Source organism: Spirosoma flavum, from assembly GCF_042686045.1.
Classification (GTDB): domain Bacteria; phylum Bacteroidota; class Bacteroidia; order Cytophagales; family Spirosomataceae; genus Spirosoma; species Spirosoma flavum.
In genome coordinates this window covers 1-26,065 of the sequence record NZ_JBHUOM010000022.1, presented here as the reverse complement: position 1 = coordinate 26,065, position 26,065 = coordinate 1, and the positions used below count along the sequence as shown (strand labels likewise).

Here is a 26,065-nt window from a genome sequence, read left to right as displayed (position 1 = left end):
TGCTAATTGACATATTTAAAACTAAAAATTGGCTCTGAAAGCTCGTTTAAGGCTTGGCACATGACTTGCACAATGGATAGTGTAATCATTTTTAACCCTAAAACTGCTTTCCGCGTATGTCACACCCCATTACCTGCCCCCAGTGCCAACATCCATTCGATATTGACGCCGTTCTCTCTGATCAGTTTGATGCCAAGTACCGCGCTCACTATGCCCAACAGGATAAAGACCTGCGATTTCGCGAACAGGCAGTCACGATGCAAAAGGCGCAACAGGAAACGCTCATTAATCAGAAGTTACAGGAGCGAGCTACTGAATTTAAACGACAGCTTCGGAAGGAACTGGAAACGGAGCTAGCATCCCGGCAGCAGGGTCTGGAGAATGAACTGATGGCCAAATCTCAAAAGATCAGCGAGCTACTTCGCACAGAAACCGACCTGCGAAGGAAACAGCGGGAACTGGAAGAGGCCCAGGCCGGCATAGATGCCGAGCTGGAAAGACGACTGGCTGACGAACGGAGACGACTGCTGCCCCAACTCGCTGACGAAGCCCAGCAAAAGGCCCAGTATGCGATCCGCGAAAAAGAACTGCTGATCGACCAGCTTACTAAGCGGGTAAACGACATGCAGCAAAAAATAAATCAGGGCTCCATGCAGGTGCAGGGTGAAGTGCAGGAGGTGCTGCTGGAACAGTTGCTTCGGGATACGCACCGGCTTGACCAGGTCGATGAAATCAAAAAAGGGGAACTGGGAGCCGATGTTGCCCACTTGGTACGCAACCTTTACGGAAAAAGCTGTGGCACCATTCTGTATGAAAGCAAACGGGCCAAACAGTTCAGCGAAGACTGGGTGACCAAACTACGGCAAGATATGCTTCAGCGCAATGCGCCGATTGGGGTATTGGTAACGGCGGTGCTGCCCAAAGGCGTGGCCGATATGGACCACCGGCACGACGACAATATTTTTATCTGCACCATGACCAACGTAAAGGGGCTATCGATGGCCCTGCGCGCGCAACTGATCAAGGTAGAAGAGGTGCAACTGGTGCAGCTGAACCAGGGTGACAAAATGAAACTGCTCTATAACTACCTGACCGGACCAGAATTCAAGGCTCAGCTGGTAAGCATCCGGGAAGTGTTTGGGATGATGCGAAAGGGCCTTGATGCCGAGAAAAAACGGGCGCTCACGATTTTTAAAACCCGGGAAAAACAGCTGGACACGATTCTGTATGGCCTGACGGGAATCGTCGGCTCTATCAATGGCATCGCGGGCCTAACCTTGGCGGAGTTCGATGACTACGAACTGCTCGACGGAGAGGAATTGTCGTTGCTGGATTCAGAACAATGACGTTTTAGCTGAAAGGCAAACGTCTGGCTAACCTTAAAATCAATTTTATTAGTTTTTAGCAAGCCACCCCTTAAAATGCAGCTTCTTTAACCACACCCTTGCTACTCGTTAGTCGATGATCATCTCCGAGAACTCCCCATTTGACACAATAGATCAACCCATTAGGCAGTTAGCTTTTGACCAATTGCTGGACCAAGATCGCCTGACTTACTTTCTTTACAGAAAGCTAGTTAAGCAGGCTGGACTCCTGAGTATTGATGAGTTGTGCCAGCAGTATGGCTCTGTTCAGGACTTTGTTGACCGCAATAAAGGTACTGGGAAGCGAGTGGCCAGTGACTTGGTTGCATTTTTGATGAGTCTTGAAGGCAATGACGTACTGCTCACAGTGCCTGATAAAGATCCAGACAACTCTCCGGAGGAATCACTGGCCGTCTGGCCCCCTGAAATCGCATCGCTTTCCCTGGAACTACTTCATCGGCAGGGTTTACTGTCTAATATACTCTTCAATAAGCTGTTCCGGGATGCCAAACTGCAAACCGTCGGCGATTTCCACCAGCAATTTGGATCTATTACGGCTTTTCGGCGAAAGACACACAGCGTTGGTCAAAAAGTGATTCAGGAACTGACTGCTTTTTTCGAAAACCTATCCCAAAACCCAGCTCCTTACCTGAAAGCCATTGAAAAAGAGAAGGATATCTATTTGCCCCTTGCTTACAGCGAAACGGACAATGTTATTGACAATTTCAAACGAGTTGTTGACGATGTTAAACAGATTTTACATACCGCAGAAAGTAAAACTGACCGCCACTATGCCTGTATCCTGGAGTACTTTTTCATCGACAAGCCAGGGAATCGTTTGTATACAATGGAGGAAGTTGGCGTGTTACTGCAACTGCACAAGGAACGCGTTCGCCAATTGAAAAAAGAGTTGGTAAATGGCTTTGCCGATCTGGTGCAAAAAACCAGCAGTGAGCTGGTTCCGAAATGTTTTCTGACGCCTGCGTTGAAACAACAACTAAACACGCTGTTTGAACAGCTGAAGAGCCAATTTAACTACGTGGTTACGGAAACGCAACTGCTTCGTTTTTTTGGGGATGAACAGATCCCACTGGACGATTTGTCGGGTCGGGTTATCGATTTACTATTTGACATGTACGGAATCAACCGGTGTGGAAAGGTTGAAACCAACTTTACCGAAGCAGACTTTTACAGCCTGAGTCCAGAGGTTGATCATAAATCATTTATGGTTACGGCTAATCTGCTACTGGATGTACTTAAAGACGAGGTCGTACCGCTTAATCGGACTGATATAATCATCCGGGTCAACAAAAGCCTGAAAAGCTACAAAGGCCAGCATGCCCTTAAACCAGGGAAGATCCCCCATCACTTTGTGGATACGGCCCTGGCCCAGTTACCTGAAATAGAGACGGTCGCTGCCGATGCTGAGGTACGCTATCAGATCCGCTATCCGTTCCTGACGTCAATATCCGCTCGTGCGGAACGGATTTTGTTTGAAATTGGGGGTCGGCGCTCTTTATCAGAGGTTATTGCCGAAATGCAAAACCGGACGGTCCTTTACCAGTTGAACGATAACTTCGAAGAACCAAGTATTCGTAGCCTGATGCTTGCTGGAAATGGTCGGGTTCGATCACACGGAAAGTTAGGTATCTACGAATGGGTCTCGAAGGAAATCCAGCCTGCTGTGAACGCCCAATCAAGGGTAGAGTTGGTGAAGATGGCGATTGAAAATAAGGGAGAAGCGGCTTCACTTACTGAAATTGAACAGTATGTGAACGCACACCTGACGGCTATAGACGCGGAGGATTTCCATAATGTGAAAAGTACCAGTGCGACCATCTCTTACCTTATTGGCAAGGGCGAACTGATTCGCTTGGCACGTGGTAACTACATTCTTAAGAACTGGGGCCCTCGCTATGCAGAACAGGTTGCGACTAGTCCGGTACGCAATCCTAAAGGGCAAGGCCGGGCTGAGTTAATTGATTTGCTCTCAAAAAGTCCTGATCAGACAATGCCCCAGCGGGTCGTGTTCAGGCAGTTGCTGGCCGCTGGATACAAACGCTCAACGGTAAACAGCACCCTTTTTCGAAACCCGATGCTCGAGTTGTTTAAGGAAAATAATATATCACTTGTCCGGCTGAAAACGAATTACACGGACTTTTACAAGACGTTACAGCAAGATCAGGTACTAATAAGTCTTACAGACCTTCTGCTGAATACGAAAACGCAAACGTTACCCCTGCCTGTTATCATTCAAAAACTCCAGAAAGAATTTTCTTTTTTAAAAGGCCAGAAATCAGTTTTCTACAAGATTGTTTCGGCTAACCCGCACCTATTCGAGAAAAGTGAGTCGATCGGTGGCCAGAAATCGGTAACCTTGCTGGCGATGCCCAAGTCGTCTGACGTTTCATTTGAACCCACCGAGCATTGGCCGGATCTGAAAAACCAACTCATCGAGAAATTGACACCGCGCCTGAGTGGCATGCTGGTGCATTCGCTGGACGAAACGCTGGACGTCTTTTTCAATGTGGCGATACTGACAACAGACGAAGCCGACCTGGAGGCACTGGATTTGTTGCCCGCTTTTATCTGGAAGTTTTTCTCTGGCATGGCTGATGAACACTTTGAACACTCACTCGTGCGTGAAATAGCGACCTCGATAGAGCCTTACCTGCTGAAAATTCTATACCTGACAGCCCCGGCGCAGTATCAGGCCTACCAAAGCGGTCAAACGAAAGGATTAGGCCAACTAAGATATCTGCTCAATAGGGTACAATTCGGACACAGTCAGCGACTGCGGGATGCTTTTTCGATGGCCAAACGTACCCGTGATTCGGCCGCTCACACGGCTCGAAGCTGGTCATCTGCCGAGCGAAGCGAACGGGTAATCGCCTGCCTTGTACAAATGCTCTACTCGGTTCATGCCTATTTTAGTCAATTACGGAGCTTCGCAACTTCCAGAGAATTGGTAGCTTAACGAAAAGCATCATTGCTAAATGTAGAATAAACCTGTACATAATGGCTGAAGATTTTTTTATTCCCCAGTCATGATTCTTCTGTAAGAAGGATAGACAATCATCACAGGTAAGACTAAGTAACGATTGGACTATGGATGGGAAACAATCCTATTTCGACGAGTAGCAATAATTCATTAACTAACACCCGTTTAAATTTACAAGACCAGCTAATTGTCCAGCCCTGAAAGCCTCATCAAAAAACTGGCGTAACAAGTACTCATAAGTTTGTCTTCATGAAGCAGTATGAACATAGCGGCTGGAAAGTAGTCGAAACAGACGATTCTCGTCAGATTATTGTTAATAATAAAACGGGGGCTCAGTATGAACGCTTATTTGAGTCCGTACCCAGGGCTATATCGGTGGGCGGCTGGATTTCATTGATTAAGCAGGCAAATCAACTACTGGAACGTCCCAAACAGGCGTATATGCGTCGGGCCGTTCGGGTGCTGGCAATGTTGGCGGAGTTGCATAAGGCCGGTTTCCAACGATTACGCTTTCATACGCAGGATAGAGGTATTGGTTTGCGTTTGTACATAACAACAGTTGATAAGATGCAACGGGATCATGGTGCGATAATGACATCAAACGAGGGAAGTGTGTTATACGTTTCGGGGATGAAAGACCAGTATTTTGATTGGACCGATGCAGCGACCGATAACGCCCGCCAACTGGCTTCTAAGTTCATGATTCGGTTTCCGGAACTGGTTGAGCAGGGACGTGGGCTGGACTTTCCCTACGCGGGTTGGTTCCAATATATGCTCGGTCTGGCCGAACGGGGTTACTTTCCAATTGTGTATTCAGAGTATACATTGACCGGTGGGCCATATATCGACCTAACCGATGCGCCAGATGAAGTAAAGCTGCTTAAACCGCCGGGTGGCGAAGGCAATCGGTGATAATCTGGCTCTGCGTTAAATTAACGGAAGCTCTGTCGTTGTAAAGACCCATGAACTTGGCTACTATTGTGGTTTGAATGATCAAACTGTAATTTATTTTCATGTATCGTCTTTCCTTTACAGCAGCCGCGTTTCGGCTGACCGAAAGTGTTCGGTTGGCCGAAATGTACCAGGAATACGCTGACTGGCAAGTGGTTCGAACAATGGCTCTCTCGAATGATACACTTCAACTGGGACGGGCCGCTACCATTACCCGCGAAAGTCGGGAATTAATTCATCGGCTGAAACAGCTAAGCCCGGAGGAACTGACTTATTTACTGCAAACCGATACCGTCTCTCAGCGACACCTGCTCCTGATTGCCATTTGCCGGACTTATGCCTTTGTTCGTCAGTTCGTATTGGACGTTGTTCGGGTTAATTACCAGCGGTTTGAATTCGATATTACCGAAACGGATTATCGCCGTTATTTTGATCAGCAGGCGGCACTGCACGACGAGCTGGACCGGCTGTCTGATTCATCAAAAGCCAAAATCCGGCAAGTGCTTTTTCAACTACTGGAAGGGGCGGGCTATATTATGTCAACCCAGCAACGAACCATTACCCGGCCGGTGGTTTTAGACTCCCTCACTGGACTGCTCCGGCAGACTCGACCCGCCGATTTACCACTTCTTTTATTCAACGATCGTGATTTATGACGGGTACTTCATCCCTTACCGACCAGTTTGAGCACCTGTTTACCATCATTCGGTCAAAGGGGTTTCTGCGTAAAGAAGCGTTGGGTGGTGAGATTGGCTTTTTTATCCATGCCTATGAGCCCAGCCAGCAAGCCGATGTAGAACGGGCAACCCAGCAACTCATCAGTCGATTAGGGCAGCAGGGAGTTTCCGTAGTCGAGATCAATTTGTACGACATATGCATCGGCATTTTAGGCGAAGAGGATCGCCTGACGCGCATTATAGATCGAGAGCCGACAATGCCCAAAGATAAACTACTTCGGGTTGTCCAGTCGTCACTCAGTATTGAGGGGCGACTGATACCTGCCATCGAAGCCAAACTGGCACAAATACCCCACCAGGTTGTCTTTCTGACGGGTGTGAGCCAGGTGTTTCCCTTTATCCGGTCGCATACGGTACTCAATAATCTGCAGCGCGTCATTACCACGCCCCCCCTGGTTATCTTTTTTCCAGGGCAGTATAATGGCCGTTCCCTCGAACTTTTCGGCCTGCTGCACGACGACAATTACTACCGCGCCTTTAACCTTGCCAATCTTCATCCATAACCATGCTCCTTACCGATAGCTTTACCCGGCCCATTGGCCGCCCGATTGAAACTGTTATCAAAGCCGACGATACCGGCCACATTGCTCAGGAAGTCGACGAGTATGTGATCACGCAGGAACTGTCAAAAAAACTGGAAATTTTTTTTGCCGCCTACAAAGATACTTCTCCCGGGGTGGTCGCCAATGGGGTCTGGATCTCGGGCTTTTTCGGCAGCGGCAAATCGCATTTGCTCAAAATTCTGTCGTACGTTCTCGAAAATAAAACCTACGATGGACGACCCATTGGGCAGGTCTTCGCTGAGAAAGCGCAGGACAATGCCCTGCTGCGGGGCGATATCCTGAGCGCTACGCGTATTCCCTCCTGCTCTATTTTGTTCAATATTGACCAGAAGGCCGATGTGATCAATAAGCAGCAGCCCGATGCCATTCTATCGGTATTCTACAAAGTATTCAACGACTTTGCCGGGTATTACGGGGCGCAGGGCCACGTAGCCGATTTTGAGCGGGCGCTGGACCGGCAAGGTCAATACATGCCGTTTCAGGAGGCTATCCTAAATCTGACGGGTCGGCCCTGGAAAGACATCCGCATGGACTATGGTCTGGAGGAGGATACCATTGCTCAGGCACTGGCTACCGTACGGGGTAATAAGCCGGACGATAACCGCACGGTGCTGGACGTGTATTACCGCGATCATAAACTGTCGGTCGATGATTTCTGCCAACGGGTACAGGACTACATTGCTACGCAACCCAAAGGCTTTCGGCTCAACTTCTTTGTGGATGAGATCGGGCAGTATATCGCCGACAATAGCAAGCTGATGCTCAATCTGCAAACCATTGCCGAAACGCTGGCGACCCGTACCAAAGGGCAGTCGTGGGTGTTGGTCACGGCGCAGGAAGATATGGCCCGTATCATCGGGGACATGAATGCCCGGCAGGAAAATGACTTCTCGCGCATTCAGGCCCGTTTTGCCACCAAACTGAACCTGACCTCGGCCAATGTCGATGAAGTGATCCAGAAACGGCTGCTCGATAAAAAGGCGGAGGCCGTTGCCCTGTTGCAGAAACGATATGAAACGGATCGACACAATCTGCAAACCGTCTTTCAGTTTGTGGATAGCTTCTCTTACAAAGGCTATCGCGACGAAGCCGATTTTGTGGCCAAATACCCGTTTCTACCCTATCAGTTCGATTTATTTCAGGGGAGTATTCGGGGGCTTTCGACGCATAACGCCTTTCAGGGCAAACATGCCTCGGTAGGGGAGCGCTCCATGCTGGGCGTATTTCAACTGGTCGTGCAGCATATGGCTGATGAGCAGATGGGTCCGTTTGTGACCTTCGACCGCCTGTTCGACGGAATTAGCTCGACCATCCGGGGCGAAACGCAGGCATCGATTACCCTGGCCACCAAACAACTCGACAATCCACTGGCCCAGCGGGTGCTTCGCGCCCTGTTTATGGTCAAATACGTAAAGGAGTTTAAAGCCAGCTTGCGCAATATGGCCATTCTGATGACGGATGATCTGTCGGCTAATCTCAAAGTACACGAGATGGCCGTTCTGGAAGCGCTTAACCTGCTCGAAGCCCAGACCTACATTCAGCGAAACGCCGATACCTACGAATTCCTGACCGATGAAGAAAAGGACGTGGAGAATGAAATCAAGTCCGTTAGTCTTGAACCCGGTGAGTCGAACCGGCTCCTGAGCGAACTGCTGTTTAGCGAAATTATCCGGGATACGAAGATTCGCTACCAGCTTAACAAGCAGGATTACGACTTCACCCAGAAGATTGACGGGGTGACCACCAATGGCCGCGAACGTGAGCTGGCCATTACAATGCTAACGCCCAGCTTCGAGAATTACGACAATGAAGCCCTCATTGGGGCGCATTCCATGGGCGTCAGTACGCAGCTGTTTTGTAAACTGGCTCCCGATGCCCAACTCGTTCCTGATGTACAGGCCTACCTGAAAACGGATAAATATGTTCGGCAGAATAATTCCTCAGCGGCAACTGATTCAACCCGGCGCATTATCGGGGAGAAAGGGGGACAAAATAGTGAGCGACGCCGGGCCTTGCAGCAAAAACTCAACCGACTGCTGGCCGACAGTAAAATCTGGCTCAACGGCTCAGTTTTGGATTTGGGCGTGTCGGGTGAAGGGCGGAACCGCATCAATGCAGCCGCGCAGGAACTGATTCGCATGGCCTACCCCAACCTGGTGATGCTGGGCGACACGGGCTATTCGGAAGAAACGATTAAAACGACACTTAGCCGCCGGGTCGATGATCTGTTCAAAAACGATGACGCGACCCTGGGCGAAGCCGAACGGGATGTGCTGGCGACGCTGAACCGGCGCAAAAAAGCCGCCGAACGGACTACCCTAACCGATCTGCTGATCTATTATGGCAGTAAACCCTATGGCTGGTATCCGGCGGCTACGCTTACGCTGGTGGCCAGGCTATATAAACGGGGGAAAGTGGAAGGGAGGCTGGATGCCAATCTTCAGGGCGATGCCGGCATGAAAGAGGCAATGACGAACAATCGCCTTTTTGACAAAACCCTGCTCGAACCCCAGGAGGACTTTGACCCAGCGAAGGTTAAAAAACTGCGCGAGTTGTATACCGAACTGTTCGACGAACCCGCCCCATCGGCCGAAGCCAAGGAACTGGCGGTGGCCTTTCAGAAACGGGCGATTGCCTTAAAAAATGAACTCGACGCACTGCTAGCCAATGCCAGTCAATACGCGTTTCTGAATTCGCTAACACCGCTGAGCGAGCAATTGAGCAAACTATCCCAAAATGAGTACGCGTATCTGGTGAATTCATCCGTCAAGTTTGCTAATGACTTGCTCGATGCCAAAGAAGACCTCATTGCGCCTATCCGAACGTTCTGGAATGGGCCGCAGAAAGGCATTTTTGACCGACTTCACGATTTTATCAAGGGCGATCAGTCTAACTTCGGCTACGTAGACAGTGCTGAACTGGATCGACTCCGTATCCTTTTCGACAGTCCTAAACCGTTTAGCGGCAACCTGATGCAGGAAGCCAAAACGAACATGGACGCCGTAATCGAGAAAGTAAAAACTGAACTAGGTAAGCGCCGACAACAGGCGTCGGAAGTGGTGCAGCAGTGCATTGCCCGACTTGAGCAGCACGACGATTTTGCCGGATTGCTGCCCGATCAGCAACGGGTGGTACTCAAGCCACTGAATGCGATGCTCGACGAAATTGCCAGTCAACGGTACATTGGCACGATTAGCTCACTGGCACAGCTAGCTCAGCAGGAGTTGTACACAAAACAGCTCAACGTGATTGTGCGGCTGGCCCACGCAAAAGCTGAAAGCGTGAATTCGGGCAATGGGGCGGGTATGAATGGGGCAACCACTGCGCCATCATCACCCCAGACTGAACCCCGGCCTGTTTCCTCACCGACTGGAAGTGCCCCCACGCCCGAACGCGCACCGGTTGTGTACCCGTTGCCCGCACAGGAGCCCGTTGTTACCTACGTGAGCCGCCAGAGTGTGACCGTCGACTACGACAAACACGAACTAAAAACCGATGCTGATGTCGATGCCTACGTCGAAGCTATGCGAGAATCGTATAAAGCCCTGATTCGGGAGAATAAGCGGATTTCGTTGTAATAACAGATGCCCAACGGATTACCACCGCGCGGGCGGCCCCGTCCGTTGTACATCTGTCATTACCTACTCGTCAAATAACAATCGTCTTCGCCGGACTAAAGTCCGCTGCAAATTACAGACATCCTACCAACCCATCTCTTGCGCCGGACTTTAGTCCGGCGACACTATTCATGAACACCAACGCCCTTAAGAAATTTGCGACAGCCGCCCGCCGGAAACTAATTACCCAAGTAACGGCCAAACTCAGTTACGTGCTCGGTAGCGACTCGCCCGCCCTGCGCGAACAGGCCGACGCGCTGCGCCAGCTCCGGGATGAGCTCACCCGTACCCCTAAAAATGATCTCATCGAACGGGTGGCCTATACTTGGTTCAACCGCTTTGTGGCCCTGCGCTTTCTGGATGCCAACGACTACCAGCCTACGGGTATTCGGGCTGTCTCGCCCTCCGATGGGTTTACGACACCCCAACTGCTGGATGAAGCCAAAAACGGTCAGATTGACGAAAGCCTGCCGGTAGACACCCGGCGCGTAATGGATTTGCTCGATGGCCGACTCCCCAGCCGCGACCCGCAAAACGAAGTCTATCAACTGCTGCTGATTGCCACCTGCAACGCCCTCAACAGTGCCCTGCCATTTCTGTTTGAGCCGCTGGCTGACTATACCGAGCTGCTCATGCCCGATGATCTGCTGTCGCCCCAATCGGTGCTGGGCGATATACGGGAGGGGATGACAATTGAGGATTGCCAGCATGTGGAAGTCATTGGCTGGCTGTATCAGTTTTACATCAGCGAGCGTAAAGACGCCGTGTTTGCGGCCAAAAGCAAGGTGAAAGCCGAGGACATCCCGGCGGCTACCCAGCTCTTTACGCCCCGTTGGGTGGTGGAATACATGGTGCAGAACACCGTGGGTAAACTCTGGTTGCGCAATCATCCAAGCTCCAGTCTGCGGGAGAAAATGCCGTATTACCTTGAAAGCCCGTCTGAAACAACCGATGCGTTCCTGCCCATTGCCCGCCCGCAGGACATTAGCCTGCTGGACCCGGCAGCGGGCAGCGGCCATATTCTGGTCTATGGCTTTGAGTTGCTGGTGCATATCTACGAAGAAGAAGGCTACAGCCGCACTGAGATTCCGGCCCTGATTCTACAGCACAACCTCACGGGCTTCGACATCGACGAGCGGGCGGCTCAGTTGGCCGCCTTTGCCTTGAGCATGAAAGCCCGGCAGTATGACCGCCGTTTTCTAAAACGGGGTACGCTGCCCCGCGTGGTGTCTCTGCACAAACTGACCCATACCAACGAAGCCGACTGGCGCAGCCTGCTCAATGAAGTGGGTTGCCAGTTTCTGGATACCCTCGTGCGCGACCTGACGTCCATGACCCAGGCCGACAACCTCGGGGCACTCATCCGGCCAGAAACACCCCTTGACAGTCTGCAAACTGCCGCCGACGTCCTAACGACCTACGCCCGCCAAAGCACCGACCTGTTCCGTAAACCACTGGCCGAAGATCTCGTTCTATCCCTGCAACACCTCGCACTACTCGCCCAAAAGCATACCTGCGTAGCAGCAAACCCGCCGTATATGGGTGGCGGTGCAATGAATGGTTCACTCTCAACTTTTGTGAAGAGCCGATACCCTGATTCCAAGGCCGATTTGATGGCCTGTTTCATGGAAAGTGCCTTGAGTCAATGTCAGGAAAATGGCTATGTGGGTATGATTAACCAGCATAGCTGGATGTTTTTGAGCAGTTATGAGGGGCTGCGCAAAAAATTGATAGACGGTATATTAATCGATACACTACTTCACCTTGGGCCACGTACGTTTCCTGAAATTGGGGGTGAAGTGGTACAGAATGTAGCTTTTACACTTCAGAACCAGACATACAACGAACCTCCCGCTGGACACTATGTGCGGTTAGTTGATTTTAAGAACACTTTTGAAAAAGCCGCTGGTATAACAAACACTGTTCTAACTCACTATATCCAGCAGAACAACTTCAAAAAGATTCCGGGTGAGCCTATAGCTTACTGGCTCTCTAAAGAAGCCGTAAGGCTTTTTTCGGGACAGAAAGTTGGAGACGTTATGAAGCCCAGTGTTGGCATGTTCACTACTAACAACGAATTATTTCTAAGGTTTTGGTTTGAAATTTCATTTAATCGCGTGGGATTTGGCTTTATTAGCAAGCAAGATGCTTTCAATTCTTCTTTTGAGTGGTTTCCTTATATGAAAGGTGGAGGCTATAAAAAATGGTATGGCAATATTTCTACTGTGATTCACTATAAAGATAAAGGTGCTGTATTAAGAGATTTAGTTAATAATAAATACCCTTATTTAAAGGGAAACACAGATTTTGTACTTAAGGAGAGTAATCCTTATTTTAGTTCTGGGATAACATGGTCGGATGTTAGCACAAATGACTTTTCTTGCAGATACCTACCACATGGATTCATGTATGATGTGAAGGGAACATCAGCATTTCCATCTCAAAATATTTTCAATAAAGTCTTTACTTTTTTAAATTCTAAAGTCGCATCTACTTTTTTATACGCTCTTAATCCAACAATGTCTTATCAAATAGGGAATATAAGAGCTTTGCCATTTGATTTTGAAAGAAGGGATGAAAATACTAGTAAAATAGACGAGTTCTCTAGGAATAATATTCAGATAGCCAAATGTGATTGGGATGCTCGCGAGACGTCGTGGGATTTTGAGACAAGTGAGTTGTTGCGCCACCGCACAGACGGTTTACTAGCCAATGCCGTACAAGCCTACGAAGTCCACTGGCAGGGCCGGTTTATGCAGCTTCATCAGAATGAAGAGGCACTCAACCGCATTTTCATTGACCTTTACGGCTTACAGGACGAGCTAACACCTGAGGTCGACCCGACCGATATTACCATTTTGGGGCAGGAGGCTAAACCAGACAGTGTAGGCAAGCTGACCTTCGACCGCAAAGAACTCATGGCACAGTTTGTGTCCTATGCCGTCGGCTGCATGTTCGGTCGCTACAGTCTAGATAAAACCGGACTTATTCTGGCCAGTCAGGGCCAAACCCTGGCTGATTACGAACAACTCATTGCGGACGCTACTCCCGGTCTCGCGCCCCATGCCCCCGACTCCTTTCGTCCCGATGCCGATAACATTATTCCCGTATTGGATGAAGACTGGTTTTCGGACGACATCGTCGCGCGGTTCAAAGCCTTTCTGCGAGCCAGCTTCGGGGACGGAGATTACAATCAGAATCTGGCTTTTGTTGAAGACAGCCTCGGTATAGACCTACGCAAGTGGTTCACCAAATACTTCTACGACGATCACATCCGACGGTACCGGCGTCGGCCCATTTACTGGCTGTTTCAGTCGCCAAAGGGATCATTCCGCGCGCTTATCTACCTGCACCGATACGCCCCGGATACCGTAGCGCGGCTGCTCAACGGCTATCTGCGCGAGTATCAGGAGAAACTGCGCAACCAGCGTCAGCAGCAGCTTTCGACCAGCCTGAGCGCCACCGCCACAGCCGGGGAGAAAACCCGCGCCCAGAAAGAAGCCGACCGACTGGAGCGCGTTCTGGTCGAGCTGGCCCAATACGAGCGCGACATCATCTATCCCCTCGCCACAGAGCCCATCACGATGGATCTGGATGACGGCGTACTGGTGAACTACAACCGCTTCGGTGCCGCCCTGGCCCCCGCTAAAGGGTTAACTGGCAAGGCCGGTGGGAGTGAGGACGAGTGAATGTGGTCCTTTATCCCGCGAAGCCGTCAGCCTAACAACGTCATCCTGATTTAGCCTGACGGCTTCGCGGGTTTCCACCCACGATACCCATAGAGAAACCCGCAGGCAGATCGTCAGCATGGACAAAGAGCGATTGTTTCAGTGTTTTTAATGCGTAAATAGGGGAATTTTCCCGGTATTTATGATCGGGTGGCTGTCTAGTTTTGGCACATCACTCGATCACCTTTCCGGCTGCCATGAACGTTTCTTTATGTTTTCCTGCTATTGGCCAAAAAAACATACATCATTCTCTACAAGTACTACTCATCTGTATCTGCTTAGTGGTTTTTGTGCCAACAGCCAAAGGTCAGGAATCATTTGAAGTTTTTTGTCCTACAGGGCCATCGGTCAAGTTAGACACCATCGTATTTGTACCTGATCAACCCTTACCATTTGACCGGTGTTTTTTTCTGGTAGTAACTCTGCCCGCCACCTCCAGTGTCGAACGTTTTGCCTTAACTCCGCTTGGAAAACAGGGCCAAAATAACTTTAAAGTGCGTGACCGTAATATTCTTTTACGAAGTATCTACCCGGATCAAAAAGACAGAAAAACTCAAAAAAAATCGATCACGGTAGCTAGCCTGAATGAGGTACCTTTTGTTCGGCCAATTAAAATAACTAAAAAAGTAATTAAAGGAAAGAAGGTAGACCTTTATCTTCATATTACGCCCTTAGATCCCGGCCGTGAGTATAAAATCACATTAATTGGTCGTGATGATAAAGCGTATGATGAGGTATTAAAAATTAGTAGTGCAATCATTGAAAGCAAACGGGATTCTGTTGCAGGCCAAACTGCTGCCGCTAAAAATTTAATAGATCAGGCTAAACGAGATAATGCCCTTTCAATAGCAAAGGCAAAAACACGTAATCCTGTAATAATTACCCGGGGTACCATTCCTGATTACGAACGACGAATTACCCAGTTTAAACTTAATTTCGACTTGGGCACTTTGCTGCCTATCGGCACTAAAAAACCTGATTACTATAAATTACTTTTTGTGCCAGAAGGGAAGCCATTGCTTGATTTAAATAGTGCTGGTACTAATTCCAATGGCTCGTCATTTACAGGCAAAAAAATCCCACAAATATTCTTAATTAATTTACCCAGAAAAGATACAGATGGAAATGAAATAGAGCCTTTTAAGGAAGGAAAATATTGCCTCCAGCTATTGGCTACCTATGATACTCCAAAAAACATATTTGCGAAGATTTTCAATACGGTAGGGAGTAAGAAAAGAAACGCTCCTGAAAATTTTCTTATTAATTTAGGAAAGCTTGAATTGCTAGCCGATCCAGCTTTTGCCTATAAGTTTACTCCGGATTTACAAACTAGCACGGATGTGTTTATCGAGCTGGACAAATACAATCCACTTGCCCTACTTTCCACAATTAAATCTACTTCCATTACCATTACCCAACTGCCCACTTCTTTAACAGCCTCCTGCTTAGACACTACTCAGGCTACTTTAGGCTTTTTGCTAACACAAGCCAGTTTGTGCCCATGTGTAGAAAAGGGCATTAAGGACTTGACGCAGAAAGATGATCTAATGCGAACCATTTCACTCCTCTTCGACAAAGATGCCATCATACTCAGTAACAGTTTATTGGGATTGAACAGCTTAAAAGACCCATCGGCTGACCCTGCTAGGCTCGAAGAATTTCAGGTCCGATCGGATAACCTGAGTACCAGTATCGGCCTGCTTGATGATTTAATGGAATTTGCCCGTAAAGAAGAGGCCTATCATCGTGCTGAGGCCGCAAGGATCAGGAGTTTACTAGCGTGTTTACAAGCCATTCGCAGTCAGCTAGCTGCGGCAAAAGATGCGCTAGGTAGCCAGATTGATGCCCGCGCCACACTACAGAACAGGTTTACAATTGATTTTGGTCTATTAACTGCCGAGCCAATAGCAAAGGGGTCAACGTCTGTATTCAATTTTTTAAGCGAGGCCAAATTTCAAATTTCACCAGATTTTGGTTTCGTAGCCCTTTTCAAAGGGAATAATACCTATGCCATTCAGGACTTCACGCCTTACCTGGGTTTTCAGTTTGGATTCCGTCCCATTGATAAAAACATCCCCTTCCGATTAATTCATCACAAATCGCTGTGGCATCGGCTATCGTTCATGTCGGGGGTTACGTTAACGAGCCTGAAGATTGACAATCAGCGACAAGATTTTTTTGATAAGTACAGTCTCATCACGGGTCTTGGGTTCCGCATGGGCAATTATCTACGAGCCACAACCGGTTTGGTTTGGTTTAAAGCGGTTGACCCCAATCCATTATCGGCCAACAAGCCTGCCCGGTTCTCACCCTTCGTAGGTTTATCGATTGACTTTGAGTTACAGGATCTTTTTGGCGGCATTGCAAAACTCTTTAAGTAATGAATTATATACGCAGACTAGCAGGTATTGCTTTAGGCAGTTTACTCGCTTTCGGGTGTTTCAATCCAGATGATTATGACACGCCACCTTCCTCGACCGATAAAATAAGTTTTATTTCCGCTGATGTGTATGATAAAGTCGCCGATGGTGTCGATGCGGCTGAAGTAAAAGTGCGTATTTCAGATAAAGCATCACCCGGAAGGCGTACAGTTATTTTTAAAACAAGTTCAGGCTTTTTTGTAGGAGGAAAGGGAGATTCAATTGCCGTGCCAGCGATGGAAGACTTTACAGCAGCTGCCCAATTGAAAAGTTTGATTGCTACAACAGCCGAAGTAACGGCAAAGATTCTTACCGTAGAAGCTCCTGATAGCCGAAAGGTTACTTTTAAAAGGGCTTACCCCAGCGAGATTGTGGTAACTGTTGACTCATTCGCAGTTACGTCTCCGTACGTAAATAAAACAACATTAACTGCAAGCCTGCGAACAGAGAATGGAGGCAAACCGAGTATTGGACATCCCGTGGAGTTTAGCGTTAGACAACCGGAAAGTACATCACCATCCAGTACGACAATTGGCGATTTTCTGAATAACAACTCAACGGCAAAAACGGATGCTAATGGGCAGGCAATTATTCGATACACACCAGGTGCCAACGCGCAGAAGGGGTATGCGACTGTAGTAGCAAGCACGACAATTGCGACGCCAAATAACAGTACTGCTACTACGGGAATTACTACCTCAACAACAACAAGAATTTATATCAAGTAATCCTCCTAAATACAAAAGCCATGAACAAAAAAACAAGAGATGCCTTACACGAAGAAATGCCTTCGATTATACAGCATATAAACCGAATTATTGTCAGCAACCCTGATTTACGCGATTCTGGTCTAAAATTTAATGGCTTACTTCTGTCAAAGCATGAACACAATCCAGATGTAGCAACAAGTAAAGCTGCTTTTAGAGCGTTTATCAGGCCTGACTGTGATACTATAACTTGTGAATCTGATACAGTTCCTGGAGATACCATAACTCGGTGTTCTGACAAAGGATGCCCTAAAGGCCATCATCCAGTTTAATGAGCAGATGGCTCTTCCACTGCGATCTAATGTAATCAAATCGCCATGTTTATTGCTTTTGTTATGAGTGCCTGATCCGGCTCCTATAACAAAGCCAACGCATGAAACCAGCCCAGTATCGACCTCTGCTAATGCTAAACCAGATAGGTCGAAACCAGCACCAACTAGTACTACAGCTCAATTCTCAACATCCACGCAGCTCACCACTGCTCAACCTGTTCACAAAGCATCGGGTCATTCTCTAGTACGATGAAGTCCGGGTGATGGCCGAACAGGTTGAGCAACTCGATCCGCAGGGCATTAATCAATCGCTGACGAGCATGAAAGTACTGGCTTTCGAATGTTCATTGTTAGATAAATTATTTATTTTTGCAATTCGCAAATTGCAAATCGCAAATTGCAAATCAAGAAATGCCATGCGTAAACACAACGGAATGCGTCCAATTGATGTGATCGTGCTGCTCAAGATCATTGCGCTTGACGAGACCGCGTGGTTGCAGAAAGAGTTAGCGCAGACATTATTCATTAGTAATTCAGAAGTCAGCGAATCGCTGCACCGTTCACAAGTGGCTGGCTTACTGGATACTACTAAACAACATCCGATGCGCCAGAACCTGCTGGACTTTTTACGGTATGGCTTACGCTACGTTTTTCCCGTACAGCCCGGCGGGCTGGTACGGGGTATACCGACTGCCCATTCAGCCCCCACGCTTGCGGGTAAGTTCGTGAGCCAGATGGCCTATGTCTGGGCAGATCCGGAAGGGACGGTCATGGGTCATGAAATTGAGCCCTTATATGCTACCGTTCCCCAGGCCTGCCTGATCGATTCACAGCTGTATGAACTAGTGGCATTGGTAGAAATGCTACGCGTGGGCCGAGTCCGTGAGGTACAACTCGCCACTCAAAAGCTCTCCGAGCATCTATTACACCATGCTGTCGCCTGAGTACCACCCGGACGCCCTCAACCGTCTCCGGTTGAAAGCAGTGGCTAACCAGCTGGGGCCGTTGAATGAGCAGGTGGTGTATGTTGGCGGGGCTACGGTTTCGCTCTATGTCGATGAAAACGCCACACTGGACATTCGACCGACAGACGATGTGGATGTTATTATTGAACTGGCATCCTATACAAACTACAGCCAGTTAGATGAACGACTACGGGCCTTAGGGTTTCAAAATGATATCATGTCCGGGGTCATCTGCCGCTACCGAATGCCGGGCATGCTCATCGATGTCATAGAACACGTCGTGGTTGATGTAATGCCGACGAAACCTGAAATTTTAGGATTCAGCAACCGATGGTATATTGAAGGCTACGAGCGGGCCATTGACTACGCACTGGACGAGCAAACAACCATTCGCATCTTTTCACTACCCTATTTTCTGGCGGCTAAACTGGAAGCCCTGGCGGGACGGGGCGGGCGCGATTTACGGCTCAGCAGTGATTTTGAAGATATTGTTTTTGTGTTAGACAATGCCCCGAACCTAGCAACTCAGCTAAGTGAGGGATCAACCTGGGTACAAACCTATCTTCGGGAGACCTTCGCCCGGCTTTTAGCCCGACCGGACATCACAGAAGGTATATACGCACACCTGCCGTCCCGATTTGCAACGGCCCGCGCTCATCGGATTATCGGGTTATTAACTCAATTTTGTGCCATCGAGTAAAGTCATCTGGCCAAACCCATTTACGAATTGGACAAACTGAAAGCATCCCTACTGAAATTGTTCGATACCTACCGAGTCATTTTCTGGTACGATGAAACCCGGGAAATGACCGAGCAGGTCGATAATCTTGATTTACTAGGCATTGAAAAAGTAACTCTGAATAACAACGAGTTTAGTGTTAAATACCGGCTTCATTGCCAGCAGCCGACCACGCCCTTTCTCCTATACTTTCCGTACGCTCAGCCGCCCCATGAGCAAAATTGGCTGCTGGATGTTCAACTGGCCGGGTATGTATTTCGCACGGATCTACAGGCGCAGTTTATGCAGGAATTGGGGCTGGACGATCACTACCACGAGTTTGTCAGCACCCACATCGAGTTTTTCAAGAACAGCCGCCGACGGGAAAAGCTGGCCAGGCTGGGTATCCCGCCCGGCGAGACGCAAGCCGGCCTTCGCAACCGTATGCTGGCGGTCGTCTTTGGCCAGGATAGTTTAAGTCTGAGTGAAATGCTGTTGGTCTATGCTCATGCCGTAGCAACCGGTACGGAGGACCGGTTGGGAACAGAACTGAACCGGTATGGGCTGGCCGATACCTTTTGGCAGCAGGTAGCCCAGCGGTTTGGCTATACCTCCGCCACCCCCGCTATCTATGAGTTTATACTCGCGCTGTTTGAGACGAATTCTCCCTTTTTATCGACGTCCCTGCGGGCGGATGCCCGGGTACTGATCAATCGCTGGCGCGTTAACATGCGTTACCAGGAGAGCTTCCGGCAGCTTTCCCGGCGGGTTAGTGTCGATCTAAACCTGCCCAACCTCCTGCCCCGCACCACGCTGGATGCCTTGCTGGACGACGATTTGTTTGAGGGGGTCGAAAAGCGGATTATCGCTGAACTGGCTCAGGCAGTGGCCACGGAACTGGCGACAATCGATCGGGTAGAAGCCATTCAAAAGCAACGCGAAAACAAATACTGGTACAAAGACTATCGTCATTTTTACGATGTGCTCCTGAATGCCGTCTGGATTCGGTCGCTGGTCGCTGCCTGGGCCAACGAACCCTTTGACTCGCTGACGGAGGGACCCCAGCGGTATACCGAGCGATTGTACCGGGTGGATAGCCATTATCGGCGGCTGCTATATGCCTATCGAAAAACAGAGCAGCATGAGGTTCTGGATGAGGTCATGACCCAGATCAACGCCGTTTATACCAATCAATGGCTACTGCCCCTGAGCAGTCAATGGCAGCGCGTTATTGACCAGGCTCCTGAGTGGACATTTAGTCCACTTCATACGCAGCGGTACTTCTTTCGGTATCATGCCGAGCCCCAGCTCAGTAAAGGCAGAACATTCGTGATCATTTCCGATGGGTTGCGCTACGAGTGGGGGCGGGAACTGGCCGACCGGATGCAAAGCGAAAACCGCTACACCACAGATCAATCGTACCTGGTAACGGGCCTGCCCTCGTACACCCAGTTAGGTATGGCGGCTCTTTTGCCCCAAACGCAGCTTACTATTCAGCCCGGAACCGATAGCGTGCTGGCTGATGGTCTGCCCACACAGGGTACCGACAACCGCTCGGGCGTACTGGCTCAACAGAAAGGAGTGGCGATTAAGGCGGAGGATTTTCTGGCCCTTAATGCCAATAAAGAGGGACGGGATTGGGTAAAACCGTACGCCATCATTTACATCTACCACAACAGCATTGACCGCATTGGCGACACCCTGGCCACTGAACAACAGGTTATGGATGAATCGGAGCTGGTACTGGATACTCTTCAGGAAATCATCCGCAAGGTAGCCAACATGAACGGCGTTCACATCTGGGTTACGGCCGACCATGGGTTTCTCTATCAACAACAACCCGTGGATGATACGGACTTTTTAGCGGCACCCGTGTCGGGCCAGGTGTGGAAACAAGCGCGTCGGTATGTCCTGGGTCAGGCCTTAACCGGGGGCGAGGGCTTTCATCGGTTCGAGGGTCGGCAAATCGGCCTGGCAGGCGATGTAAACGTCCTGTTACCGAAGGGGGGGCAACGCTTACGGCTAAGTGGATCGGGGAGCCGCTACGTGCACGGAGGAGCTTCGTTGCAGGAGGTGGTCGTGCCCTTATTGAAATTCACCAAGAAAAAAGCGAATACCCTTCAGTTGGTCGATATTGATGTGATCCGTTCTTCGGAGCGTATCACGACCAATATTGTCGCTATTTCATTCTGGCAGCAGGAAGCCGTCAACGACCGTATCCAGCCGCGCCAGATCCGGGCGTCGTTTACGGCTGAAGATGGCACCCCGCTATCTGATTTGTTCACGTATCGGTTCGATTCTATTGAGACATCCGAACGGCTGCGGGAGAGTAAGCATCGGTTTCAGTTAAGTCAGAAGGCCGGTAGTCTCTATAATAACCAGACCATCCAGCTACGGCTTGAAGAACCAATTGAGACGACTAGCAAATGGAAGGTCTATAAGACCATCAGTTACCTGCTGACGATTGCCTTCACTAATGATTTTGACAATTTTTAAGGCCACGCTTCCCCCTATTAATGAAAGCATTAGACCAGAAGTTAACCCATCATTTTTCGGGTAAGATTGTTCGGAAAGACCTGACCAAACTGGTAAAGGGCAATGCCATTGTGCCCACCTATGTACTGGAGTATCTGCTGGGGCAGTATTGCGCTACGGACGATGAAGATACCATTACAAATGGGGTACAGACCGTAAGGGACATTATTGCCCGGCATTTTGTGCACCGCGATGAAGCCCAGTACATCAAGTCGCAAATTCGGGAGCGGGGCAGTCACCGGATCATTGATAAAGTCTCGGTTCACCTGAACGATAAGCGGGACGTCTACGAAGCGCAGTTTATTAATCTGGGCCTGAGCCGCGTTCCCATTGGCGACGAGCTCATCCGGCAGCATAAAAAATTGCTATCGAGTGGGGTTTGGTGCATCGTTACGATGGCGTATATAGCCGCTACCGATGAGCCCAACGCGACGCCCTGGGTCATTGAAAGCCTGAAGCCCATCCAGATTGCCAATGCCGATCTGGAGGGCTATAAAGAAGCTCGGGCTGCCTTTACCAAAGACGAATGGGTGGATGTGCTGATGCAATCCGTGGGATTGAATCCCGATGAATTTTCATTCCGCTCCAAGTTGATTCAGCTAGCCCGGCTCATTCCGTTTGCGGAGAACAATTACAACCTGGTTGAATTAGGGCCCAAAGGAACCGGCAAATCGCATATCTACTCGGAAATGTCGCCCCACGGCATTCTCATTTCAGGCGGTGAGGTGAGTAAAGCGAAGCTGTTTGTCAACAATAGTTCCGGTGATATTGGTCTGGTCGGGTATTGGGATGTGGTCACCTACGATGAATTTGCCGGTCGTGATAAGCGGACCGATAAAGGACTGGTTGACATATTGAAGAACTACATGGCCAATAAATCATTTTCGCGGGGCACGGATGTCTATGGCGCTGCGGCCTCCATGGTGTTTGTGGGCAATACGGATCACTCGGTCCCGTACATGTTGAAGCACAGTGATTTGTTTGAAGCCCTGCCACGCGATTACTACGACCCGGCGTTCCTGGATCGGATGCACGCCTACCTGCCTGGCTGGGAAGTGAATAAACTCCGAAACGAAATGTTTACGGCTGATTACGGCTTTAATGTCGATTATTTAGCGGAGGTACTGAAAGAACTTCGTAGAGAAGACTTTACCCATACCTATAAACCCTACTTCGATTTATCGAACAGTATCACTACGCGGGATAAGGATGGCATCAGTAAGACCTTTTCCGGGTTAATGAAGGTCATCTACCCGAACGGGCAATGCACGGAAGCGGAAGCACAGGAGTTAATGGAGTTCGCGATTGAATGCCGAAAACGGGTCAAAGAACAATTAGTAAAACTAGATGAGACCTTTGAAACCGTTGACTTCAGTTATCAAGTGCGCTCAACCGGTCTAGTTATAACAGTTGATACGCTGGAAACGCTTCCACAGACTACACCGCCCGCTACGGCTATGCCGCAAGAGGCTAGTCCGGATGATAAACCGCTGACTGACGTATCTGAGAGAAACAATCACTCATTGAAGACAAGTCATTTACCTGGTCAGTTTGTTATTCGCGATAATCAATCCGGGGTCTCATTCGATAGCCTGTTTGGTGAGTACCTGCGGGGGGCTACCGAGATCATTCTCTGCGACCCGTTTATTCGTCACCCACACCAATTTCGCAATTTGCTGGAATTCATTCGAACGGTTACCCAAACTAAAGAAGCTGACGGGGAAATAACGTTTTATCTGGTGACAAACAATACTCCGGACTATGTGGAGGAATCCCGTAAATCACTGCTTGAATTAGCGGATTCATTAGTACCACTTGGCATTGACTTTAAGTTCGAATTCAATGCTACCCTTCATGACCGTTCGATTTCGCTTAACAATGGCTGGAAGATCATTTTGGGACGGGGTCTGGATATTTATCAAAAGACAAGCGGTCGCTATGATATTGCGGAATTTGTGCCGGAAAAGCGTTTATGCCGAGCTTGTGAGATCAGTTATTTGCAAATCAATAAAGTGTGATGTACTCTCAACCGGAAGTGATTGCTGAATTGAGCCAACGCCCTGTTTGAAGTTTGCTGACTACACTTCGATTTTGTCAGCGTATTTATCGGGAAACTTTAGCCATTTCGAATAGCGACGGCACTTGACCAATCTAGTAAACAGTTGAAAAGATAGACATGCCTAGTCGATCTAGGCATTTAACTTCCTGGATGAACATATGCACAAGTAACTAAGTCATATTGACCTAAATAAAAATCATGAGAACAATTCATCATCAGTTCCAACAAAGAGATTTTTACGAACCGACCTGGAAGGTGAAGTACCTTTTTTTAGGTACGTTTAACCCAATGGGTGGCAAGCCAGTCAACTATTACTATGGACGAAAAAGTAATCAAACCTGGAAAATCTTAAGCAAGCTGTTCATTGAACAATTTAACGTATCTGATATTGATCAGCTCAAACGACTGCTTGAAAAAACGGGCATTGCTTGTATGGACTTAATCCACACCGTCAGGGCTCCTGAAGAAAGAGTCGACAAAATTTTAGGGAAGGGCTATAACGACAGTAAAATAATTAATAAATCAGTTATTAGAGATTACAATACGGACAGGATTCTTAGCATCATCAATGCTAACAAAGACGTCAAAGTATATTCTACCTGGGGTAAAGGGCCAAGTCTTAAAGAATGGAAAGCTGAAGTCCAACGAATTGACAACAAAGCCAGTATCGTTCAATTGGTCTCTCCAAGTATGGTTGCGAAGGTTCCTGTAGGAAATAAAAAATTTGACTATATGGTTGCTGACTGGAATCAAAAAATAAAAAAACGTTGATAGTTTAATTTTTTACATCTGGCAACAAGGAGAAATGCTCCTAAAAACCTTTTTCATAAAAATATTTACTTCTCATGAATCATTTCATAAAACAAATATGATACAAGATTATTAACTACCTAAAATGAGTTCATTTAACGGTCAATGAACATAACTAAGGGTATACAAAGTTAAGTGCTCTTCAAAACGAACGTAAAGAATATAACTTTTATAAACGGCTAATTAATAACAACTATGAATATGGCTTCTTACCAGCAACAGCTTGAGTCACCAGAATGGAAAAAGAAAAGGCTAGAGATATTACAAGAACGTGAATGGATTTGTAGAGACTGCTCAAATCAGAGGTATATTCAGGTATTTCCACTCGTAAAGCCTTTCTCCATGCGTTCAACACCTCGACCAAGTTACAGTTATGCCACTTTACTTGTCGGCGATCAAGATAAGATACCTATTTCTGCTGTATCATCAGTTTATAATGCCATTAGTAATATTCCTAAAAGATTAAGTAGAGAGTACTCAAAAAAGGGTATGCTATGTTACAAAAAAAATGATAATGACTCATTTGAAATCTTTGCTGTATTTGTATTTAATCAAAATGTAGATAAGGAAGCTTCATTAAATAACCCAGAGTTTCAAGACTCATATTTCAAGAGTTTAAAGGATTTTGGAAACAAAGATATCACATGGCATTATATAAAAGGTATCAATGTTCACCATGAATATTATATACAAAATACTCAAATATGGAACCAACCTAATAACTCGTTTACTGTTTTATGCAAAGATTGCCATGAAGATTTACATAAAAACAATCCTGAAACTCCGGTTAGAGATAAGAACGGTAATTTTCTATACATGCATACAATAAGTACAGCACATTGATATAAAAAAATTCAACCAAAACCTATATAAAGCCTTACCATAAATCGTCAGGCTCTATATACTTTAAATAAAATCCTTGTGTATTTTATAGCTTATTGTTTAAATAAAAATACATTTTCTATTTTATGCACAATAAACGTAATTTATTCTTCAGAAAAGGACCATTCTTCTGTACCATCACCGTCTGAAAAAGCATCTTTATTAAGCTGGCTTAGATAATTTCTACTGAAAGTATTTCTATCTCCTGGACGCCAAAGACCTTTTTTATTTTTCAAGAAATCCGGATATTTTTCATAAAATCTCTTGAGTTTCTCTTCATTAAATATCGGTAAGTAATCTTTATATTTCATAGCTTTTCCTGTTAAAGAACCTTTCTCTGGAATCATCACATCAGAAAAATTTCCTGCAAAGGCAATCAAAAGATCATCAGCCATTAGAAACCAGTCCACCTCTTTAAAATAAAAGTCTATGCGGTTTCTGTTTTCAGAAAGAATATCTTTGATGCGTCTTCCTTTATAATCTTCTCCAAAATCAAGTATGTCGTCCAAGCTATAGTATTTTGGCTCTCTCATGTTTTATCTTATTATATGAATTGTCTGGTAATGGCTGAACTGTGTTGATGATAATTATTTACGGACAAAAATATGAAACACCTTATTGATCAGTGAGTAGGCTTGTAAAGATTTGTTCTTTGGTGCAAATGGCAACTTACAAA

General features: G+C 47.6%; 18 protein-coding genes. 16 read left to right on the top strand and 2 right to left on the bottom strand.

Annotation, left to right across the window (positions count from 1 at the left end; all coding sequences use genetic code 11):
• The first annotated feature begins 116 nt into the window (after positions 1-116).
• The 7 genes from ACFS25_RS20385 to pglX all read left to right on the top strand — a co-directional run bounded on the left by ACFS25_RS20385 (position 117) and on the right by pglX (position 13,922).
• On the top strand, positions 117-1,346 hold the full coding sequence (locus ACFS25_RS20385) for a DUF2130 domain-containing protein (RefSeq protein WP_381504707.1): 1,230 nt from the start codon (positions 117-119) through the stop codon (positions 1,344-1,346).
• Between the two features lie 115 nt (positions 1,347-1,461).
• Positions 1,462-4,341, top strand: a complete 2,880-nt coding sequence (locus ACFS25_RS20380; RefSeq protein ID WP_381504705.1) for a hypothetical protein — start codon at positions 1,462-1,464, stop codon at positions 4,339-4,341.
• A gap of 273 nt (positions 4,342-4,614) precedes the next feature.
• Positions 4,615-5,277, top strand: coding sequence for a hypothetical protein (locus ACFS25_RS20375; protein ID WP_381504704.1), 663 nt, complete (start codon positions 4,615-4,617; stop codon positions 5,275-5,277).
• A gap of 101 nt (positions 5,278-5,378) precedes the next feature.
• The gene (locus ACFS25_RS20370) at positions 5,379-5,972 is read left to right on the top strand and encodes a DUF1819 family protein (protein WP_381504702.1); all 594 of its coding nucleotides are present in this window, start codon (positions 5,379-5,381) and stop codon (positions 5,970-5,972) included.
• Positions 5,969-6,556, top strand: a complete 588-nt coding sequence (locus ACFS25_RS20365; RefSeq protein WP_381504699.1) for a DUF1788 domain-containing protein — start codon at positions 5,969-5,971, stop codon at positions 6,554-6,556. Before ACFS25_RS20370 ends, ACFS25_RS20365 begins: the two co-directional genes overlap by 4 nt.
• Before the next feature lie 2 nt (positions 6,557-6,558).
• A complete protein-coding gene (gene brxC / locus ACFS25_RS20360; protein ID WP_381504697.1) occupies positions 6,559-10,194 on the top strand; it encodes a BREX system P-loop protein BrxC in 3,636 nt (1,211 codons plus the stop codon).
• Positions 10,195-10,364: 170 nt separating this feature from the next.
• Complete coding sequence (pglX, locus tag ACFS25_RS20355) at positions 10,365-13,922, top strand: BREX-1 system adenine-specific DNA-methyltransferase PglX (protein ID WP_381504695.1); 3,558 nt, start codon at positions 10,365-10,367, stop codon at positions 13,920-13,922.
• On the opposite strand, the gene ACFS25_RS20350 is transcribed toward pglX, so the two are convergent.
• Positions 13,887-14,042: a hypothetical protein gene (locus ACFS25_RS20350; protein ID WP_381504693.1), complete on the bottom strand. Its 156-nt coding sequence runs from the start codon at positions 14,040-14,042 to the stop codon at positions 13,887-13,889. The genes pglX and ACFS25_RS20350 overlap by 36 nt on opposite strands.
• Positions 14,043-14,158: 116 nt before the next feature.
• On the opposite strand from ACFS25_RS20350, the gene ACFS25_RS20345 reads away from it, so the two are divergent.
• The 9 genes from ACFS25_RS20345 to ACFS25_RS20305 all read left to right on the top strand — a co-directional run bounded on the left by ACFS25_RS20345 (position 14,159) and on the right by ACFS25_RS20305 (position 25,350).
• Positions 14,159-16,342 carry a hypothetical protein gene (locus ACFS25_RS20345; RefSeq protein WP_381504691.1) on the top strand — a complete coding sequence of 728 codons (2,184 nt, stop codon included), beginning with the start codon at positions 14,159-14,161 and terminating at the stop codon, positions 16,340-16,342.
• On the top strand, positions 16,342-17,109 hold the full coding sequence (locus ACFS25_RS20340; protein WP_381504689.1) for a hypothetical protein: 768 nt from the start codon (positions 16,342-16,344) through the stop codon (positions 17,107-17,109). Before ACFS25_RS20345 ends, ACFS25_RS20340 begins: the two co-directional genes overlap by 1 nt.
• Positions 17,110-17,129: 20 nt before the next feature.
• Positions 17,130-17,420 (top strand): hypothetical protein, encoded by a 291-nt coding sequence (locus ACFS25_RS20335; protein ID WP_381504687.1) that lies wholly within the window; start codon positions 17,130-17,132, stop codon positions 17,418-17,420.
• Between the two features lie 260 nt (positions 17,421-17,680).
• Entirely contained in the window at positions 17,681-18,364 is a 684-nt protein-coding gene (locus ACFS25_RS20330) for a hypothetical protein (RefSeq protein WP_381504686.1), read from the top strand.
• Positions 18,351-19,085 carry a hypothetical protein gene (locus ACFS25_RS20325; RefSeq protein WP_381504684.1) on the top strand — a complete coding sequence of 245 codons (735 nt, stop codon included), beginning with the start codon at positions 18,351-18,353 and terminating at the stop codon, positions 19,083-19,085. Before ACFS25_RS20330 ends, ACFS25_RS20325 begins: the two co-directional genes overlap by 14 nt.
• Positions 19,086-19,112: 27 nt before the next feature.
• Positions 19,113-21,599, top strand: a complete 2,487-nt coding sequence (gene pglZ, locus ACFS25_RS20320) for a BREX-1 system phosphatase PglZ type A (protein WP_381504682.1) — start codon at positions 19,113-19,115, stop codon at positions 21,597-21,599.
• A 20-nt stretch (positions 21,600-21,619) separates the two neighbouring features.
• A complete protein-coding gene (gene brxL / locus ACFS25_RS20315; RefSeq protein ID WP_381504680.1) occupies positions 21,620-23,656 on the top strand; it encodes a BREX system Lon protease-like protein BrxL in 2,037 nt (678 codons plus the stop codon).
• 239 nt (positions 23,657-23,895) lie between these two features.
• Positions 23,896-24,468 (top strand): uracil-DNA glycosylase family protein, encoded by a 573-nt coding sequence (locus ACFS25_RS20310; RefSeq protein ID WP_381504678.1) that lies wholly within the window; start codon positions 23,896-23,898, stop codon positions 24,466-24,468.
• A 240-nt stretch (positions 24,469-24,708) separates the two neighbouring features.
• A complete protein-coding gene (locus ACFS25_RS20305; RefSeq protein ID WP_381504676.1) occupies positions 24,709-25,350 on the top strand; it encodes a hypothetical protein in 642 nt (213 codons plus the stop codon).
• A 143-nt stretch (positions 25,351-25,493) separates the two neighbouring features.
• Here the strand turns inward: ACFS25_RS20305 and ACFS25_RS20300 are convergent, their stop codons facing one another.
• Positions 25,494-25,922, bottom strand: a complete 429-nt coding sequence (locus tag ACFS25_RS20300) for a hypothetical protein (protein ID WP_381504674.1) — start codon at positions 25,920-25,922, stop codon at positions 25,494-25,496.
• Positions 25,923-26,065: the final 143 nt, after the last annotated feature.